General features: G+C 41.9%; 17 protein-coding genes and 1 pseudogene. 16 read left to right on the forward strand and 2 right to left on the reverse strand.

What is annotated here, in order from left to right; translation table 11 throughout:
* Positions 1–4: 4 nt before the first annotated feature.
* Positions 5–1,411 (reverse strand): phospholipase D-like domain-containing protein, encoded by a 1,407-nt coding sequence (locus C6Y03_RS00370; RefSeq protein WP_106038640.1) that lies wholly within the window; start codon positions 1,409–1,411, stop codon positions 5–7.
* A 159-nt stretch (positions 1,412–1,570) separates the two neighbouring features.
* Between C6Y03_RS00370 and C6Y03_RS00375 the strand changes: the two genes are divergently transcribed.
* From C6Y03_RS00375 to C6Y03_RS00395, 5 genes are all read left to right on the forward strand, one after another.
* Complete coding sequence (locus C6Y03_RS00375) at positions 1,571–2,347, forward strand: MurR/RpiR family transcriptional regulator (protein ID WP_106038641.1); 777 nt, start codon at positions 1,571–1,573, stop codon at positions 2,345–2,347.
* A 130-nt stretch (positions 2,348–2,477) separates the two neighbouring features.
* Complete coding sequence (pfkB, locus tag C6Y03_RS00380; protein ID WP_106038642.1) at positions 2,478–3,392, forward strand: 1-phosphofructokinase; 915 nt, start codon at positions 2,478–2,480, stop codon at positions 3,390–3,392.
* Positions 3,393–3,405: 13 nt separating this feature from the next.
* Positions 3,406–4,821, forward strand: a complete 1,416-nt coding sequence (locus C6Y03_RS00385) for a PTS fructose transporter subunit IIC (RefSeq protein ID WP_106038643.1) — start codon at positions 3,406–3,408, stop codon at positions 4,819–4,821.
* Positions 4,822–4,836: 15 nt separating this feature from the next.
* Positions 4,837–5,295, forward strand: coding sequence for a PTS sugar transporter subunit IIA (locus tag C6Y03_RS00390; RefSeq protein WP_106038644.1), 459 nt, complete (start codon positions 4,837–4,839; stop codon positions 5,293–5,295).
* A 2-nt stretch (positions 5,296–5,297) separates the two neighbouring features.
* On the forward strand, positions 5,298–6,167 hold the full coding sequence (locus C6Y03_RS00395; RefSeq protein WP_034660835.1) for a class II fructose-bisphosphate aldolase: 870 nt from the start codon (positions 5,298–5,300) through the stop codon (positions 6,165–6,167).
* A 43-nt stretch (positions 6,168–6,210) separates the two neighbouring features.
* Here C6Y03_RS00395 and C6Y03_RS00400 read toward each other — a convergent pair.
* A pseudogene (locus C6Y03_RS00400) lies at positions 6,211–7,729 on the reverse strand (MDR family MFS transporter); the annotation flags it as partial.
* A 119-nt stretch (positions 7,730–7,848) separates the two neighbouring features.
* Between C6Y03_RS00400 and C6Y03_RS00405 the strand changes: the two are divergent.
* From C6Y03_RS00405 to melA, 11 genes are all read left to right on the forward strand, one after another.
* The gene (locus tag C6Y03_RS00405) at positions 7,849–8,319 is read left to right on the forward strand and encodes a MarR family winged helix-turn-helix transcriptional regulator (RefSeq protein WP_106038646.1); all 471 of its coding nucleotides are present in this window, start codon (positions 7,849–7,851) and stop codon (positions 8,317–8,319) included.
* 303 nt (positions 8,320–8,622) lie between these two features.
* Positions 8,623–9,684 carry a dimethylarginine dimethylaminohydrolase family protein gene (locus C6Y03_RS00410; RefSeq protein WP_223251116.1) on the forward strand — a complete coding sequence of 354 codons (1,062 nt, stop codon included), beginning with the start codon at positions 8,623–8,625 and terminating at the stop codon, positions 9,682–9,684.
* Between the two features lie 429 nt (positions 9,685–10,113).
* A complete protein-coding gene (locus tag C6Y03_RS00415) occupies positions 10,114–12,186 on the forward strand; it encodes a BglG family transcription antiterminator (RefSeq protein ID WP_223260718.1) in 2,073 nt (690 codons plus the stop codon).
* A gap of 15 nt (positions 12,187–12,201) precedes the next feature.
* Entirely contained in the window at positions 12,202–12,468 is a 267-nt protein-coding gene (locus C6Y03_RS00420; RefSeq protein ID WP_106038648.1) for a PTS sugar transporter subunit IIB, read from the forward strand.
* Positions 12,469–12,492: 24 nt separating this feature from the next.
* Positions 12,493–13,755, forward strand: a complete 1,263-nt coding sequence (ulaA, locus tag C6Y03_RS00425) for a PTS ascorbate transporter subunit IIC (protein ID WP_106038649.1) — start codon at positions 12,493–12,495, stop codon at positions 13,753–13,755.
* Positions 13,756–13,772: 17 nt separating this feature from the next.
* Entirely contained in the window at positions 13,773–14,465 is a 693-nt protein-coding gene (gene alsE, locus C6Y03_RS00430; RefSeq protein ID WP_106038650.1) for a D-allulose 6-phosphate 3-epimerase, read from the forward strand.
* Positions 14,466–14,647: 182 nt separating this feature from the next.
* Positions 14,648–15,688, forward strand: coding sequence for a LacI family DNA-binding transcriptional regulator (locus tag C6Y03_RS00435; protein ID WP_060596466.1), 1,041 nt, complete (start codon positions 14,648–14,650; stop codon positions 15,686–15,688).
* 216 nt (positions 15,689–15,904) lie between these two features.
* Positions 15,905–17,161: an ABC transporter substrate-binding protein gene (locus C6Y03_RS00440; protein ID WP_106038651.1), complete on the forward strand. Its 1,257-nt coding sequence runs from the start codon at positions 15,905–15,907 to the stop codon at positions 17,159–17,161.
* 30 nt (positions 17,162–17,191) lie between these two features.
* The gene (locus tag C6Y03_RS00445; protein ID WP_060596464.1) at positions 17,192–18,124 is read left to right on the forward strand and encodes a carbohydrate ABC transporter permease; all 933 of its coding nucleotides are present in this window, start codon (positions 17,192–17,194) and stop codon (positions 18,122–18,124) included.
* Positions 18,124–18,954, forward strand: coding sequence for a carbohydrate ABC transporter permease (locus C6Y03_RS00450; RefSeq protein ID WP_060596463.1), 831 nt, complete (start codon positions 18,124–18,126; stop codon positions 18,952–18,954). Before C6Y03_RS00445 ends, C6Y03_RS00450 begins: the two co-directional genes overlap by 1 nt.
* 31 nt (positions 18,955–18,985) lie before the next feature.
* Complete coding sequence (gene melA, locus C6Y03_RS00455; RefSeq protein WP_106038652.1) at positions 18,986–20,317, forward strand: alpha-glucosidase/alpha-galactosidase; 1,332 nt, start codon at positions 18,986–18,988, stop codon at positions 20,315–20,317.
* Positions 20,318–20,401: the final 84 nt, after the last annotated feature.

Consider the following 20,401-nt stretch of genomic DNA (forward strand, 5'->3'; position numbering starts at 1 on the left):
TTTTTTAAATCAATCGCCGCCATAATACCGTTATCGCGGATAATCCATTTAAAAGGAGCCTTTTCATCAAAGGCTTTTTTTTCTGCCCATATGCGCTCGCATGATAGGCTGTTCGGTCTTTAGCAACGAGATTACTGTAGGCGATTTTTCGTTCGATTGCCTGTGTAAGTGATAACGCAAACGGGGCACTGTCAATCACCAAAATCGACTCTGTGTTTAAAAAACTAGACCGCGCATCTAAGTTATATGTCCCAATAATACTCAAGTAATCATCAATCACCATTGATTTCCCATGAATGGAATAGGGGCCTTCATATTCATACAAATGAACGCCTGTTTTCATCAGTTCCTTTTTCGTGCTTAAATATCCAGCAAAGGCTAACGGATTTGGTGTCGCTGTAAGAGAATTCGTGACCATTGTCGTTTGAATCTCACTACCTAAGGGGGTGAGTCCGGCTTTCATTGGGCGTGTTGGGATGACATAAGGCGTCTGTATGAGCACAGAACGCTTTGCCCGGTGCGCAAGATCGTTCAGTTTTTTCAGCACAAGTGGCCGCTTATTGAAGCGTTCCACAGGATTTGTGAAAAACGCAATCTGTTTCACAGAAGTGGCATCTGCTGCCCAATTAAAGGAGGACATCACAAAAGGTTCTTTTGTGCGCACTGCTTCTTGATAGGATCTGAGCAGCTGTTTTCTTAGCTTTAGCCCTTTTTTCGCTTTTGCCTTGGAGAACACATCTTTTGTTCTTTTCGTAAAATCATGATTCCATAGATAAACGAAATATTGCTCCATTTCATCTAATACTTTTCCCTTTTTGGCGTTATAGAGCAGCACATCGCGGTCAAAAGCAAAGTCTTTCGGCGGCTGATCTGCAAAGTATTTATCACCGATATTTCTTCCGCCCATCACAGCCACTCGACCATCTGCTAGTATCAGCTTATCGTGTAGCCGATTATGCCACGTCCATGGCTTGAACAATCGAAAGGGCTCATAAAAACGAATCGACATGTTCGGATGATTTGCCACCGCATAGCGCAAATGCTTCAGCGGCCCGCGCAAACTGTGACAGATGCCATCTAACAACAGCTGGACTTTCACACCTTGATCAGCTGCTTCAATTAAAGCACCTAGTACCCATTCGGCTGTTTTTCCCTTTTGAATGGAATAGTAACTGAGACGGATCACCTTCTTTGCCTCACGAATCATTTGGATTCTCACCTGGCCAGATTCAAACCCGTCGTCAAGAAGCATCACTTGATTTGTCCCCTGATCGTCTCCTGAGATAGAAGAGGCTTTATAAATACAATGTTCTTTGCATGTTTTTCGTATCGGTAAATAAAACAAAACAAATGCGGTCAAAAATACATAGACGACATAGAGAAGGATGAGAAAAAACAAGAGATGAAGCATAGGTATCAGCTCCTTTCACACAGACACAACTTTTCCTTAGTGTATGTCAAAAATCAAATTTCACTCATTTTGGCTTTCCATCAAAATATATGACAAAAGAATCACCTTGTTTTTATTGGGTATTTAATTATAGTATGAAATGAGTAAGGGGGAATCGAATTGAATGAACCACTATTTAACATTCCAAGCGATGTGTATCAAACGTTAAGTGAAACAGAACGTTATTTACTCCATTATATTCACCAGCATCTAGAGGAAATCTCCACCTTATCCATCGTCACATTAAGTGAAAGAGCGAATGTGTCGACAGCCACAATTGTCAGATTGATGAAAAAAATTGGTTACAACGGCTATACTTCCTTTAAATATCGATTGAAACAAGAAAAGAAAATGACCGATGCAAGTGATCAGCTAAAAAACATCGATGAAGACATCAAACTAGCGATTCGGAAAAATGAAGAAGAGGTTTTAAAGACGATTCAGCTGCAAAGTATTGGGCAAATTGAAGATGCCGTTCAAAAAATACATAATGCGGACAAAATTTATATTTTCGGCAGAGGCTTCTCAGAGATGATTGCCAAAGAAATGACCATCAAATTACAGCTCATCGGAAAAACATGCGAAGTACATGACGATCCGAATATCATTCGGCTGAAATCGAGAGACATCAGTAAAAACGAACTTGCGATCTTTGTTTCATTAAATGGCGAAACAGCAGAGCTCGTTGAAGCGTGTCAAAATCTCAGCATGAAGCAAGTCACGACCATTACCGTCACGACAAGAATAGATTCTACAATAAGCAAAATATCAGATATGACTCTAGTCGGATATAAAGGCGAACAATCTTTCTTCCCAGATTATGAAGTCAGATCGCGCCTGTCTCTTCATGTCATTGCCCGCATTTTACTAGATGCCTATGTGATCCGAATGAAATAACCGCTAAAGAAGCCTTCGAGACTTTGATCTGGAAGGCTTTTTATCATGAAAACCTTTACACAATCTGAAAACATTTTCACTCCATCGTATGAGATACTTTCTTTAGAGAAAAGAAAGAAGGTGAAACCAATTGATTTATACCTGCACCTTAAATCCTGCTATTGACCTATATATTGCATTAAAAGAAATGAAGGCAAATGCAGTCAACCGCACAGAAGATGAAGATTATCAGCCGAATGGCAAAGGAGTCAATGTCTCCATTATGCTAAAGAAATATGGATTCACCAGCACTGCATTAGGATTTATTGCTGGGTTTTCAGGCTCTTATATTGAACAATCCTTAAAGGACCTTTCCATTCAAACCGATTTTATCTCGGTTGAAGGAATTACACGCATTAATGTTTTTATTAATACGACAGAAGAATACAAGCTCGTGAACCAAGGACCTGCGATTGAAGCAAAAGCGCTTCACGCCTTTCGTGAAAAAATAGCGGCCATCCCGCAGGGGGACATCCTTATCATGTCAGGCAGCCTGCCAAAGGGCGTACCCGCCAGCATTTTTTCAGAAGTAGCAGCTATTTGTCATCAGCACAACGTCAAGTTTATTTTAGACACAAGCTCCGCAGCAGTTCTTGAGACGCTTCAATACAAGCCGTATTTATTAAAACCGAATGAAGAAGAAATCGCTGCTTTTTTTGGCAAAACACATCCTATGTCAGAAAAAGAACTCATTCAATCAGGAGAAAAACTCATTGAGATGGGTGCAGAGCAAGTGCTTATTTCCCGCGGAGGAGAAGGGGCTTTGTTCATTACGAAAGACGTCATCTTAAAAGGAAACGCACCGACAGGCACTGTGGTAAACACAGCTTGTTCTGGAGATGCAATGCTCGCAGCCTTTCTTAGTAAACAGCTTGAAGGTCATTCACCTGTAGAATGCTTACGTTACGGCATTGCAACGGGCGCATCTACTGCATTTTCTAAAGGCTTAAGTGATTTACATGACATTCATTCATTAATTGAGCAAGTACACATTCACAAGATATAAGGGGGAATCAGATATGAGCCGTAAAAAAATTGTCGCTGCAACTGGCTGTCCAACAGGCATTGCACACACGTTTATGGCAGCTGAGGCATTAAAAATAGCTGCTGAGCAATTAGGGGTCGACATCAAAGTCGAAACGCATGGTCAAGTAGGAATTGAAAACGCTTTAACCGATCAAGACATTCTGGAGGCCGATGGGGTCATTGTCGCAGCTGACAAAGATGTGAATACAGATCGTTTTCACGGCAAACCACTTATTGAAGTGCCTGTAGCGAAAGGCATCCGCACGCCAGAAGAACTGATCCAAGGCATTATCAATGGAGATGCACCCGTTCATCAAGTGAAAGGAAGAGCTTCTGGGACGGAGAAAACATCTGCTCCTTCATCCTCTCAACAAAAGACGACGAATAAGTGGATACACACGATCTACAAACATTTAATGAACGGTGTATCACACATGCTTCCATTTGTCGTTGGAGGCGGAGTCTTAATTGCTATTTCTTTTCTATTCGGTATTTACTCAGCTGATCCTCAGCATGAAACGTATCATCCGTTTGCTGCCTATTTGAAAAGCATTGGTGGACTCGGCTTTAGCTTAATGGTGCCTATTTTAGCAGCATTTATCGCTGATTCAATCGCCAGACGCCCAGGGATGGTTGTCGGGTTTATCGGCGGCCTGCTTGCAAACGACGGAGGCGCTGGATTCTTAGGTGGTATTATCGCAGGTTTTGCAGCAGGATATATCATCGTATTACTTCAATTCCTGCTTCAAAAATTACCTGCATCACTTGACGGTTTAAAATCAATCTTCATCTATCCTGTTATCGGTATTTTCTTGATTGGAGCTGTGATGACACCACTATTAGTTCCGATCACAGGCCTAAATAATTCATTAATGGATTTTCTCTCAGCTGTTCAATCCACGAACCCGCTGCTCTTAGGTTTAATTGTTGGAGCGATGTGTGGATTTGATATGGGAGGTCCTTTTAACAAAGCAGCCTATGTCACAGGAACGGCTTTACTTGCACAAGGCAACCTTTACTTCATGGCAGGTGTGTCCGCAGCATGTATCACACCACCACTTATCATTGCGATTGCCACAACGATTTTCAGAAAACATTTCACACCGCAGGAACGAAATGCAGGGGCAATCAACTATATTCTAGGGGCGACACATATTACAGAAGGGGCCATCCCATTTGCGGCAAAAAACCCGATCGTTGTCCTGCCAATTATCATGTTTGGCTCAGCCATCTCTGCTATATTGACGTATCTATTTGGCGTACAGGTTCCAGCTCCGCATGGTGGATTCCTTGTCCTTCCAGTCGTCACAGGTGCATTTCAGTGGGTACTATCCATACTGATCGGATCACTTGTAGGTGCCATTCTATACGGACTTTACCGTAAAAAAATAGACAAACCCGCAGTTTAATAGGGAGGAAGAGAAATGATGGAACATATTTATATGAATCTTCATGAAACCGTGTCGTCACAGGCTGGCGTTTTCGCAGCCATTGCTGACATTGCCTACAAAGCAGGTATTTGTACATCAGCAGAGGATGTCAAAAAAGGCTTAGCTGAAAGGGAAGCACTGAGCACGACTGGATTTCAAGATGGATTTGCCATTCCACATACACAAACAGAAGCCATCACAAAACCAGCACTTGTGATCGTCCGCACTGAAACAGGCATTGAATGGGACGCTTTTGATGGGAAGCCATGCTTTTTCTTCTTATCCTTACTGATCCCCAAAAATGAAGCGGGCACCACTCATCTAAAGGCTCTTTCTGCTCTTTCACGAGGATTAATGGATGAAGCGAAACGACAAAAGCTGCTGGAAACAAGAACAAATGAAGACATGCTTACTGTTTTAGAAACAGATATTTTAACGAGAGAGGATGTTTGATTATGCCTTTACTTTCAACAACACCGATGCTTGAGGCTGCGAAAAAAGAAAAATACGGAATCGTTGCATTCAATGTACACTCCTTTGACAGTATTTATTGGGTGCTCGAAACGGCCGCAGAATTAAAATCACCTGTCATTTTGCAAACAACGGTTGGAACGGTTCAATCACTTGGAGCAAAAGCGATTGCAGATACAGTCAAAGCGGCGGCTGATCAATATCAAATCCCAATCGGTCTGCACCTCGATCACTGCACGGACTTTGATGTAATTCTCACCTGTATCAGGGCCGGATATACATCCGTCATGATCGATGCATCCATGCATTCATATGAAGAAAATGTACGCCGCACAAAAGAAGTCGTAGACCTCGCGTTAAAAGTAGGGGTGAACGTCGAAGCAGAATTAGGCAAGGTAGGCGGCGTAGAGGATGATATCGTCGTCGATGAAAAGGATGCTGAAAAAGCCATTCCATCAGAATGCCGTCAATTTGTAGAAGAAACTGGGGTACCTACTTTAGCGCCTGCGATTGGTACTGCTCACGGCATTTATAAAGGAGTACCGGATATTGACTTTGACCGCATTGAACAAATTGCAGCGCTGGTCGATGTTCCACTTGTGCTGCACGGCGGTTCCGCTGTACCGGATGAGGACGTCAGACGATGTGTAGCACTTGGTATGGCAAAGGTCAATGTCTCTACTGAATTGAAAAATGCGTACTCTGAAGCCATCCGTGATCATTTCTCAAACGAACCTGAAAGCTTAGATCCACGTATGTATTTACAAAAAGCAAAGCAAGCAGCAAAAGACATGGTCACATCGAAAATACGTATCGTTGGCAGTGAGGGCAAAGCCCATCCTCTATATCAGTGAAACGAAAAAAAGCAGAGCCGCTAACGCTCTGCTTTTTCACATTATTCGCTTTCTTTCATTTCATTTGATGTGCGTACTCGTGCATTTCCCATAAATAGGACCGTAATCGCTGCAAGGGCAATAGGGAATAACGCAATCAAAAATACGTACGTAATGCTTTGTGACATCGCATCGATGACTTTATTTAAAATATCAGGCGGAATTTGTGAACGGGCACCTTCTTGGAATATGGCTTGTGGATCGCCTATTTGAGAAGGGGCTCCTTTCATTCCGCTAAAGGCATCTGCTAAGCGATTCGTTAGGACATTGGTTTGAATCGTCCCAAAAATCGTGACACCAAGCGTCATCCCAAGTGATCTCATAAATGAATTGGTTGAGTTTGCACTGCCTCGGTAACGAGGGGCAAGATCATTCATTGAAGCTGAAGGCAGAAGGGAGAAGCTAAAGCCGACGCCAAAGCCTGATATCATCATAAAGAGTGTAAGCCACAGTCTAGCTGTATCTGGTGACATATTGGCAAGAAGCAGCATCCCAGCAAAAAATGAAATAACAGAGATCGTCATAAGACGTCTGAAAGGCACTTTCGTCTGCATCGTTCCGCCAATCATACTGCCAATCACAGATCCTATCATCATCGGTGTTAAAATAAACCCTGCACTTGTCGCAGATTCACCATACACCGCTTGCACGAAAATAGGAATAAAGACGGCAAGAATAATAAATGTCCCCCCATATAAAAACGCCAATATTTGAGATGTCGCAAATAAACGATTTTTAAACATCCAAAAAGAAATAATCGGTTCCTCCGCTTTACGCTCAACAATAAAGAAGATGGTACCAAACACAAGAAACACGGCAAAAAGTGTGAGGATTTGCACCGAATCCCACGCATAAGATTTACCGCCAAGCTCAAGTGCGAACATTAAGCTCACAACTGCCACGACAAGTGTAATAGCACCTGACCAGTCAATTTTTTGCTTGCGATGTTCCAGCGATTCATGATAGTATCTGGCGATCAAGAACACACTAACAATACCGATTGGCACGTTAATATAGAAAACCCAATGCCAGCCGATCGAATCTGTGATAATAGCTCCTAACAGTGGTCCTAGTACACTCGATAAACCAAACACTGCACCAAACATACCGGACATTTTTCCGCGCTTTTCAGGCGGGAAGATATCAAAGATGATCGTAAACGCGATCGGAAGAAGGGCACCGCCTCCAAGCCCTTGAATGGCTCGATAAATAATGAGCTGATCCATCGTTTGTGCGATACCGCACAGCGCTGATCCAATTAAAAAGAAAATAAGTCCAAACAGAAAAAAACGCTTTCGACCATACATATCAGAAAGCTTTCCGTAAATCGGCATTCCAGCCATTACTGCCACCATATAAGAAGCCGTCACCCAAGCAAATTTATCAAAACTGCCCAAATCTGCTACGATGCTTCCCATCGCTGTTGCAACAATGGTATTGTCCATCGCTGCCATAAAAATCCCTAACAGCAAACCGATGACAACAAAGCGAGTGGATGCCTTGCCTTTATCCACATGATTCATTTCATTTACCTCCTGCTTACGTTCTCTCCTTATTTTTGCTATGATCAACTTAAATATAAAGGAAGAGAACATTTATCTTGATGATCAAGATAAATTGATTTTAAAGGGAGGAGAACAAGTTGTCAATAAAGAACGAGACTGAAGACAGAGCAGACCTGATCATCCATACAATGAGGCGCCTAGCCACACGAACGGTTTTATTCCACCAAGCGGCCGCACAATCGCTTGGCCTTTTCCCAACAGATCTCAAATCAGCCGATTTATTAAACGAACTCGGCCCCCTCACAGCAGGGGAATTAAGTGAAAAAACAGGTCTTAGCTCAGGTGCGGTCACAGCTCTGATTGACCGCCTTGAAAAAGCTGGCTACGTCAAAAGAGAAAAGGACCCAAAAGACAAGCGAAGAGTCATCATTGTTCCATTAACGGCTGGGAAATCACAGGTAAAAGAACTCTTCCGATCCTTATCGGCATCAACAAAACAGCTCACAAACGAATACAAACGAGAAGAATTAGACTTAATCATTCAATTTATTACCGAAGCAGCAGATATTATGGACCAAGAGCTGCAATTGTTTAAGTCTAAGTCGTAAGAAAGCGCACTGTTGGAGGTGTGCTTTTTCTAATGAAAAAATTAACCTGCATCGGATGAAGAATTTTAGATTCCTTTGGATCTGATATACAGAAGATGAATTCGCTGAACTAGCCCTTTTCACTATTTTTAATAGATTCAAAGGTTTAGAGATGAAAAAGGATTGTTATAATCTGAAAAAGCAAGCAACATGTAATCTTTCCACTTTAAAAATAAAAAAAGCCTAAAAGTTAATAAATATTTAAGATTTAATAGTTACTATTTTTATTAACCACAAAATAAATAAAATGGAGGGTTAATTGGAATGAAAAGAAAATTTATTAATTTAGTTGGCTTTGCTACGGTATTGACCGTTATTGTAACAGGCTGCTCGCAGTCAAAAAGCTCAGATAGTGTGAAAGCAGAAAAAGTCTCAGCTGAAAACGAAAAAAATAAAGGAAATGTGTATGTAGAAAGTGAATTTGCTCCATTAAAACGTGTCGTTTTGTCTCAGTCTGAAGTTTATTTTCCCGAGGGAGATAGCGGCTCAAACATGATGGAAGATATGAAAGATATTCAAATCAAAATGGAAAAAGAACGTGAAGAGTTTAAAAAAGTACTTCAGAAATACGATGTAGACACCCAAATGCCACGCCTTTTAACAGAGAATGAAAAGAAATTAGGTTTAGCTGAAAATGGTATAACTGGTGGAGCAGGGGCTACGAATTTCTTTGTTAGAGATCCATTCTTTACAATAGGAAATCACATAATCGAAGGATCGTTCTTTTCAAGCTACCGCAGACTAGAAGTTTTCCCAGCAAGACATATCCTTTTAAAAGAGGTAAGAGCGAACAAAAATCCATATGTTGCTGTTCCACAGCCGGATGTTTCAAAAGGCATAAATTCTAAGACTGGTCCATTTCTAGAGGGTGGAGATATTCTTGTGTACGGGAAAACAATTTTTGTTGGGAACTCTGGTCAAGCATCTAATAAAGAAGGAATCGATTGGCTCCGTAATTATTTAACACCAGATGGTTATAAAGTAGTTGAAGTGAAACTCGAGAAAAATACTCTTCATCTTGATTGTGCCATTAGTTTTGTGCGAGACGGTCTGATGATTGTGAATGAAGACTCACTACCAAACGGAGTTCCAGATGAATTAAGAGATTGGGATAAAATAAAAGTAAGCTACAAAGAAGCGCAAAATTTAGCTATTAATGGGTTACCGATTAATGAAAAAGTATATGTAACGGATATAGCATATCAAAATACAATTGGAAAAGAATTAGAAAAAAGAAATATCAAGGTGGAATATGTTGATTTTAAAATAACAAGAAGCTATGGTGGCGCTTTCCGATGCACGACTCAGCCATTACTTCGTAAATAAAAAAACAGAAAAGCATCCTGATTAAGAGCATCTTTTTTCTATGTGGATCATCGTATAATAGAGACTAGCAAAAAACGATTATTTTGTCCAGAAAGAAGAACCTGCAGACGCTGATCATTAGGCACTTAAGTGCCTTGATTGGTGTCCGCTTTCTTTATCGGCAATGAAGCCCAGTACATATGTGTGAATCAAGAATGCCAAAAGAATTGTAAAAAATCAAAAAAAGGCATTCAAAAAAATTTCTATCACGTAAAAGAAGACAAATGATTCTTTGTATACAAGTCTAAAGCACACTCAAGCGGGTGTGCTTTTTCTTATGGCAAAAGAGCACCCAAAAGCTGCACAGCATGTGCTGAAGACATTTGGGCTTCTTTGACGCATGTGAGTTGATTAGACTTATAATCAAAGGGAAGAAGGGAGGAATTCCAACTGTATTTAACCAAAAGGGGCACGACTTTACTATCAATGCTGATTCACACGACATCTTATTTATCAATTGAAGATTTACAGAATCGACTGAATGTCTCTACTCGAACCGTCTACTCTGAAATCAAACGAATGAATAGCTGGCTGGAAACTCAGCAGCTGAGTGGTATTCAGCGAAAAGATCAACTTGGCTACTACTTACAAACACATGAAAAAGAAGTCATTATTCAAAAAGCGAACACCATTCTCGTTGGCCATGATTATGAACCATGTGTAAAGGAAAGAAGGGCCATCCTGCTCTTATCCATTGCATGCAGTGAGAAACGCCTAAGAATTGATGATTTTATGAAGATGACCAAAGTGAGCCGGAATACATTGCTTGAAGATATGAAACAGCTAAAAGAAGCACTTTCAAAGCAGCAGCTTATCCTCCACTATCAGGCAGCCTGCGGCTATTTGATTTCAGGAGAAGAAAGAGCGATTCGATTGGCGCTGAAACCTTATATTCATTCCATTCGCACAATGATAAAAAACGAAAAAGCGTTTCCACCTTTTTGGTTAAAGGGGCCAATTTCATATAAACGGTTAAAGCATCTCCTCGAGCAGTCAGAACAAGAGCTTAAGCTCGAGTTTGCAGATGACATGCTGGATCAGCTGTCTTTGGATCTCTTTTTCTACTTTAAGCGGATGAAGCTAGAACGTGCTGTACACCTTTCAAACGAAGAAAAGCGTACATTGCAGGAAACAGATGAATGCTTTGCGGCTATTCGTTTCATGGCACGAATTCAAAGAGAAACCGGCCTTCATGTTCATGATGATGAAATCTATTTTCTTACTACTCTATGGCTCAGCGCCAAGAAACAAAAGCTTCCATCAAGTAAAAAACCAGAAGAGCATCTCATTCGCACCATTGCCAGACAAATGATTTTTGACTTTCAGCGGTATGCATGTATTTCCTTTCAAGAGTACGAAGCCTTGGAGCAAAACTTGACAATGCATCTCATCCCGGCCTATTACAGACTCGTCTATCACATTGATATCAACAATGAATTAACAGAATCTATTAAAAAAGCACAGCCAGAGGTGTTTGACATCACTCAAAAGGTCGTATGCCATTTAGAAAAGGCGACCTGTTCAAAGATCAGCGACCATGAAATTGCATATGTGGCGATGCATTTTGGTGGTTGGATGAGAAGAGAAGGGATTTCACCAATTGTGCGGCGTTCTGTATACATTGTCTGCGGCGAAGGAATTGGCACAAGTCACATGCTGAAAACACAGCTTATCGAATTAATCGGTTATATCGAAGTACGTGAACTATTATCAAAGCGTTCATATGAAGAAAGGTCATCCATTGATGTCGACTTTGTTGTGTCAACAACACCTATTTCGTTTAAAGGAAAACCTGTTCACCTCGTTCATCCCATTCTCACTACCTATGAGAAAAAAACCTTACTTCAATATGGGGAAGGTGCAGAAATCAGGCTTGATGAGAACAATGTGGACGCTTTATTCAACATCATTCAGCAGCATACCATCGTACAAAATGAAAAAGCACTGCTTCGTGATCTTAAAGAGCTACTTCATCCCGCATATGTATCCCATCAGAAAGGGTGGAAACCAGTGTTAAACGATTTATTAACAGAAAAAACCATTCATCTCCAGCAAACAGCAGATACTTGGCAAGAGGCCATCACAAAAGCAGCGCAGCCTTTACTCGATCAAAATGCCATTCAGAGAGGTTATGTGGAGGCCATGATTCAGTCTGTGCATCAAAATGGACCTTATATTGTGATTGCACCACAAGTAGCCATTCCGCACGCCAGACCAGAGGACGGCGTGAACAAATTAAGCATGTCACTCATGTCATTTGAACCGCCCGTTTTTTTCTCTAAAGATGGAAAAAAACAGGTTCGTCTCATCATTGTGCTAGCAGCCATTGACAGTATGACCCACTTGAAAGCACTCAAACAGCTGACCATGCTGTTAAGTGATGAAAAACGGAGAAAACAACTGGTTGAAGCAAAGGAATTAGCATCGGTGCAAAAACTAGTTGATCAATTTTCACAACTATAAAGGAGGAAAAAGAGAATGAAAAAAATTCTTGTTGTGTGCGGAAACGGATTAGGAAGCAGCTTTATCGTAGAAATGAATGTAAAAAAAGCATTAAAAGAGTTAGGACTTGTAGCTGAAGTGGATCATACCGATCTCAGCACAAGTAAAAATGAACAGGCCGATCTATATATCGGAGCAACAGACATTATCGATCAGCTGGATGACGGCACAAGAAAGGTCGCTGGATTAAATAACTTGTTAGACCAGGAAGCCATTAAAGACGTCCTTCGTAAACACATATAAGCCACAAAAAAGGGGGATCACATCATGATGGAACTGATCATGAACGATATATTGGGCACACCGGCAATTCTCATCGGTTTGTTTGCACTGGCCGGTTTACTTTTGCAGAAAAAATCAGCCGCAGATACCGTGTCAGGCACCTTGAAAACAACCATGGGTTTTTTAATATTAGGAGCGGGCGCCACGGTCGTGTCTGATTCACTTGGAGTTTTTCGAAAAATGTTTGAAGCAGCCTTTCACATTCAAGGGGTTGTCCCAAATACAGATGCCATGGCGGCCATTGCCCAAAAGGAATTCGGTACACAGACGGCTCTCATTATGATTTTTGGCATGCTGGTCAATTTGTTATTGGCAAAATTCACGCCCTTTAAATACGTCTTTTTAACAGGGCACCATACCTTGTATATGGCTGCAATGCTCGCAGTCGTTCTCTCGACAGCCGGAATGCAAGGAGGATTTCTTGTGACCACCGGTTCGATTATATTAGGAACAGCTATGGTCATTGCACCCGCTATCCTTCAGCCATTCACAAGGAAAGTCACCGGAAGCGATGATCTCGCGCTCGGACACTTCAGTACCTTCGGTTATTTTACAGCGGGAATGATCGGCAAATGGATCGGTCGTCCAGAGAAATCAACGGAAACCATTCAAGTGCCTAAATCACTCGGCTTTCTAAGAGATACATCTGTTGCCATTTCGATCACGATGGCTTTGCTGTTCTTTGCGATTGCACCGTTTGCAGGGATTCCCTTTATAGAACAAATTAGCGGGGGCACGAACTTCGCTGTCTTCATTCTCATTCAGGCTATTACCTTTGCTGCAGGTGTGTACATTATTTTAGCCGGGGTGCGGATGGCAATCGGTGAAATCGTGCCTGCTTTCAAAGGGATTGCCGATCGTTTTGTGAAAGGGGCAAAGCCGGCACTTGACGCGCCAACCGTTTTTCCATTTGCTCCAAATGCAGTGATTATCGGATTTTTATGCAGCTTTGCAGGAGGCATCGTATCCATTTTTCTTTTACCTTTGTTTGGTTTAACTGTCATTGTCCCTGGTCTTGTCCCGCACTTTTTTTGCGGCGCTACAGCAGGAGTGTATGGTAATGCAACAGGAGGCGTAAGAGGTGCTGTCGCTGGGGCCTTTGTGAATGGATTGCTACTTTCCTTTTTACCTGCTTGTTTATTACCTGTGTTAGGAACCCTTGGCTTTGAAGGGACAACTTTTGGAGATACAGACTTTGGTATCATCGGAATCTTGATTGGATTGATCAAGCTTTTATTTCAACTCTAAAAAGGAGGAGCCTAAGAATGACAGCCATTTTTTCACCTTCATTGATGTGCATGGATTTAACGCACTTCCGCGAACAAATTCATATACTCAACACAAGAGCAGATCGATATCATGTCGACGTCATGGATGGTCATTACGTGAAAAATATCACCTTATCGCCCTTTTTCATAGAACAGCTTCGAAAACTGACAGATAGACCAATTGATGTTCACCTTATGGCGGAATACCCCCAAGAATTTTTAATCGATGCCTGCATTGATGCAGGCGCAAGCATGATCTGCTTACACCCAGAGGTCGTGCAAAGAGACGTTTTTAGAATCATTCGGCATATCCATCAAAGAGACTGCAAGGTCGGCTTTGTCTTAAATCCCGCCACACCAATTGCAGCGTTAGATTCCTATCTACATTTAATAGACCGAGTGACGATCATGACGATTGATCCAGGCTTTGCAGGTCAGCCTTTTATTAAAGAAATGCTTCAGAAAATTAAACAGGTGAAAGAGATAAAAGAGAAGAGAGGATACACGTTTTCAATTGAAGTAGACGGCTCTTGTAATGAGAGCACGTTCCGGCTGCTTGCTGAGGCTGGAAATGAGATCTATATCATCGGCAACTCAGGTTTATTTGGACTTCACAATCAACTCGATAAAGCTTGGGAGACAATGAAGCAATTGTTTGCAAAAGAAACAGCCTCAATTGAATCACGTTAGTAAAAGAGGATGTAATCCATCCTCTTTTTTACGCAATTTTACTAAAACACCACAATCTCACCAAAACATACCCAAATACAAAATAAAAAATTACAAATCCACAATTGAAAGCGCTTTACTTATATGTTATCCTTCAAATATCTTTAGTAAATATTTAGTCAAAATCTAAGAGGAGTTTGCCTATGACCACACTCAAAGATATTGCCCATGATGCAAAAGTGTCCGTATCCACTGTATCCCGTGTGTTAAATGGCGATCAAACACTTGCCGTTTCACACGCAACAAGACAAAACATCCTCGACATTGCAAAGAAGCTAAACTATACCCCAGTGAGAGCAAGAAAAGCCGATCAAGCAGAAGAAAAACCTCCATCTGAATCCCCAGTCATCGGTATCGTTGTCGCTCAATCCATTGACGAAGAATTAAATGATCCCTTTTTTTCATCGATTCGAAAAGGAATTGAAAAAGAATATGCCAAACAAGGGCTGTCCACCCTCCATACCTTTCGCCTGAGAAGCATGGACAAAGGGGCGATGCTAAAGGATATTGACGGTTTGATTGTCATTGGACGAATCAGTCCCGATACAGTTGAAAAAATGACAAACCGAATGGAGCACATTGTTTTTATTAATCATTATGCGGATGAGGATTTGTATGATTGTGTACATGTTGATTTTGTAAGAGCGGCAGATCGAGCAATTCGCCATCTGCAATCGCTTGGCTATACACATCTAGGCTATATTGGCGGAAAGGAGCGGGAGCATTATTTCGAAGGAAACGCTGTGATTGAGGACGAAAGGCAAACGACGTTTATGAGAAGAATGCAGGAGGCGGGATATCTTCATCTGGATGACATCCACATTGGGGAATACTCCATGCAAGAAGGCTATACGCTTATGCAGCAAGCCATTAAAAAAGGAAACCTTCCACAAGCCTTTTTTATCGGAAGTGATTCAATGGCGATCGGTGCAATGCGTGCGCTCAACGAAGCCGGTCTGCGTGTTCCTTTCGATGTATCCATTGTTGGGTTTAATGACATTGAAGCTGCTTCATTTTCAAGTCCACCGCTTACAAGCGTAAAAGTATATACAGAAGAAATGGGGGAAGTCGGCTTGAAGCTTTTGCTTGAGCGAATAAACGGAAGAAAGCTCCCTCTAAAAGTCGTCGTGCCAACAAAACTCATCGAACGGGGCAGCACATGTCTCATCCATGAAAGGGGGTGAACCAAGATCTCAGCAAACAAAAAAGAGACAAAAAAGCAGAAAGCAGCTGCTCAGCATGATGGCCAGATCATGCTAAGAACAAGGCAGCCTGCCGTTATGCTCTCTTATCTCTTTGAAAAGAATAGAATTCCAGTATAATGGACTTCTTTTGTTTCCGCAACTGCATGAATTCTACCGATTATCGTCTGAATTTTCAGTGATCAAAAGGAGGAAACCATGAATAAAAAATTCATGCTGCTGACTGCGGCCTTTGTCTTGACCATTCTTTTGTCTGCTTGCGGCAATAACGGTACGTCCGAAGCAAACGGAAAGGTCACCCTGACTCTCTTTTCGACGATGAGCAACAGCGGGGAAAGAAAAGCATTTGAAGAAGTGATTCGTGAGTTTGAAAAAGAGCATCCACATATTCGAATCGATGCCAACTTCCCAGGCAACAGCTATGAAGATATGATCCGCGTCAAAATGGGGGCAAACGATATGCCGGATCTGTTTGACACACATGGCTGGGCCAAACTGCGCTACAGAGAGTATGTGGCTGATTTAAAAGAGATGGATTGGGTCAAACAGCTTGATCCATCACTCGATCAGATTTTAAAGGACCAAGATGGCAAAGTATACGCGTATCCGCTGAATCAAGCAAAAGACGGGCTTAGCTTTAATGCCAATCTATTAAAGGACTATGACATTGAGGTACCTAGAACACTTGATGAATTCCAATCGGCTTTGCTGACAGTGAAGGAAAAGAGCAAAGGAGAGGTTGTGCCGCTCTGGATACCAGGAGGAGATAACTCAAATATCGCCCAAGTCTTTGATGAACTAGCCACACCTTTATTAATCACCGATCCAAAACATCAATACGGAAAAGAACTTGAAAACGGATCTTTTGATTGGTCTCACTATACACCGCTTGCACAGTTCATGAAGGAGCTGAAGGATCAAGATCTTTTAAACAAAGATGTCCTGACAGCGAAACTATCTCAAGCACCTGAACTGATGGCACAAAACAAAATAGCCTTCACCTTTGTCGGAGGTTCTTTAGGACCTGAAGCGTCAGAACTCAATCAATCGATCAAAGTAGGCACGATACCTGTTCCTGCCATTCATGAAGGAGATGAGCAAAGCTGGATTGGGGGAGAACGATTTACTGTCGCTGCCTGGAAGGACTCCAAGCATCTAAAAGAAGCAAAACAATTCATCGATTTTCTCGCAAAGCCTGAAAATGCGGAAAAAATCGCAGAAGGCACATCCTCTGAAGCAGCCTTAACGCATGTAAAAGCGAAAAACTATTACTCTACGTTTTACGATCAATACGAACAGGTGAAGATTGAACCTTACTTCGATCGAAAATACTTACCAAGCGGAATGTGGGCTGTCATGGCAACGACGGGTCAAGAATTATTAGCAGGCTCCATCACACCAGAACAATTATCGAAGAAGATGGAAGAGGAATATAAGCGTCTGAAAAAACAATAGCAGGCCCATGCTGAAACAGGAGTGAAGCCAATGAATGACATCACAAAAGCAAAGCAGCCAGCCGCATTTACCTCTTTACCAAAACAAAAGATGCAAAAAAGCCGGAATTCATCACTTTGGTGGATGTACATGCCAGCTGTACTCGTCGTCAGTACCTTTATCATTTATCCTTTTTTGAACGGCATTCAGCTATCTTTTACGAATTGGAACGGGTTCTCACAAACTTATGAATGGATTGGGCTTGATCAATATAAACGTCTGCTTCAAGACCCAACGACATGGCTTGTTGTCAAAAACACGCTTCTCTACGGAATTGGGAGTACAATCTTACAAAATATCATTGGACTTGGATATGCTCTCTTATTAAACCAAAGTTTAAAGATAAGAGGCATCACAAGGACGGTGATCTATCTACCTGTCATGATCAGTCCGATTGCCATGGGCTATATTTGGTATTTTGTGTTTGCTTACCAAGGCGGTGCCTTAAACGATGTGGTGACGTTTTTTGGATTTGACCAAATGAATGCGCTTGGCAATCCGCAATTAAACACATGGATCATTGTGCTTGTCAACACCTATCAATTCGTCGGAATTGCGATGATCATTTATTTAGCAGGCCTTCAAAGTATTCCTAAGGATTATTATGAGGCGGCACAATTAGACGGCGCATCAAGCCTCCAGCAATTCAGACGGATCACATTGCCGCTGCTTATGCCGTCTATCACCATTAATGTTGTGCTTAACGTCATTGGCGGGCTGAAACTTTTTGATGTCATTGTGGCACTAACAGGCGGCGGACCTGGAGATTCCTCGCAATCGATGTCGACCTTTATGTATGATCTGTATTTCAAACGTCAGGATGCAGGCTATGCAGCAACGCAAGGAGTCTTCATGGCGGTCATCATCCTTGTCATTAGTGTCGCAGCACTGATTTATTTCAAACGAAAGGAGACCGAGGTGTGATGGATAACGCCTTTAAACGCAAAAAGAGATGGTACACCTTCCTCGCACTTTTGGTGACATTGCTTCACCTCATTCCATTTTATATCTTGGTGACGACATCATTAAAGGGGATAGGAGATTTCAGTTCAAAATGGCTGTTTCCGAAAGCGCTCCATCTTGAAAACTTTCGCACGGCATGGACAGAGGCTCAGCTTGGCCAGTCCTTTTTGAATACAGTGATGATTACGTTTAGCTCCGCTGTATTACTCATCATACTTGGATCTCTTGCAGCCTATCCGCTCGCAAGAAGAAACACAAAGCTAAATAAAGCAGTTTATGTTTTATTCATCACCATTATGGTCATTCCACCGCTCACAGCCCTTGTCCCGCTCTATAAAATGGTCGTTCAAATCGGGATGATGAACACCTATCAAATCGCTATTTTAAATAATGTCGCTGCTTTTTTGCCGCTAACCATTTTCTTATACGCAGGCTTTATCCGGTCGACCATTCCAAAGGAGCTTGAAGAAGCAGCACGTATTGATGGAGCGGGGACACTCAGAGTTTTTTTCACTGTCGTTTTTCCTCTTCTGAAGCCCATTACCGCTTCTGTCTTAATCATTGCCTGTGTGTATATTTGGAACGACTATCAATTTGCCATCTTCTTTTTGCAAGATAAAGAGATGCATACACTCACAGTCGCCTTATCCCATTTTTTTGGTCAAAATCAGCATCAGCTCCAGCTCGTTGGTGCCGCTGCGCTCATTGCGATGCTGCCAATGGTTACGATGTTTTTACTGTTGCAAAAATATTTTATCGCAGGGCTTTCACAAGGCTCTGTCAAAGGGTAGTTCAATATGGATGTAAAAAGGAGAGTCGTCAATGTCTAAAATTACATTTATCGGTGCAGGGAGTACCGTGTTTGCTAAAAATATATTAGGAGATTGTTTGTTCGTCCCTGCACTTAGCGGCTTTGAATTCGCATTATATGATATCGACCACAACCGGCTGAATGAATCAGACACGATGCTTCGGCATTTAAAAGAGAACTACGGTGCAAATGTGACCATTAAGCCCTATCACAACCGAAAAGAAGCCTTAAAGGATGCGAAATATGTCATCAATGCCATCCAGGTTGGAGGCTATCGGCCAAGCACTGTAATTGATTTTGAGATTCCGAAAAAATACGGATTAAGACAAACGATTGCGGATACGGTTGGCATCGGCGGCATCTTCCGCTTCCTTCGAACAATTCCTGTGATGCTTGATTTTGCAAAGGAGATGGAAGAGGTTTGCCCAAATGCTTTATTATTAAATTACACAAATCCAATGGCCACACTGACAGGTGCGATGCTGCGCTATACACCGATTCAAACGGTGGGTCTTTGTCATAGTGTGCAGGTGTGTACAAAGGATCTATTTGGATCACTTGAAATGGATCATGAAGGCATTGAAGAAAAAATTGCCGGCATCAACCATATGGCATGGTTATTAGAGGTGAAACGGGACGGAAAAGATTTGTACCCAGACATCAAAAGAAGAGCGAAAGAAAAGCAGCAAGCGCGGCACCTTGATATGGTACGTTTTGAGCTGATGGATAAATTCGGCTACTATGTCACAGAATCCTCAGAGCACAATGCCGAATACCATCCTTATTTTATCAAAGCACGCTATCCAGAACTGATCGGTCAATTTAACATTCCGCTCGATGAATACCCGAGACGCTGCGAGGAACAAATCAACAACTGGAATACAATGAAGCATGACCTTGTGGGCAATACACAGATCACACATACTCGCTCAAAAGAATATGGTTCTCGTATCATTGAAGCGATCGAAACGAACGTTCCCTTTAAATTTGGAGGGAATGTGCTGAACACAGGAGGACTCATTCACAATCTGCCTGAAAAAGCGTGTGTCGAAGTACCATGTGTTGCAGATCGCAGCGGCATCATGCCTTGCTATGTCGGAGAGATCCCTGAACAATTGGCTGGACTCAACCGGACCAATATCAGCTCACAGCTCATGACAATCGAAGCAGCAATTAGCGGCAAAAAAGAGCACATTTATCAAGCGGCATTACTTGATCCACACACAAGCGCTGAACTATCCATTGATGACATCATCAAATTATGCGATGAACTCATTGAAGCACATGGTGAGATGCTCCCGCATTTTGCAGAACCGAATCAATATGTTGCATCAACTGAATAAAAGAAAAGAACCAGCCTCTACCTGATGCAACGCGCATCAGGTTTTTCTTATGTTACAAAAAGAGGATTGACTGAAAGCGTTTTT

This window comes from Bacillus sp. LNXM65, from assembly GCF_002998575.1.
GTDB lineage: Bacteria > Bacillota > Bacilli > Bacillales > Bacillaceae > Bacillus.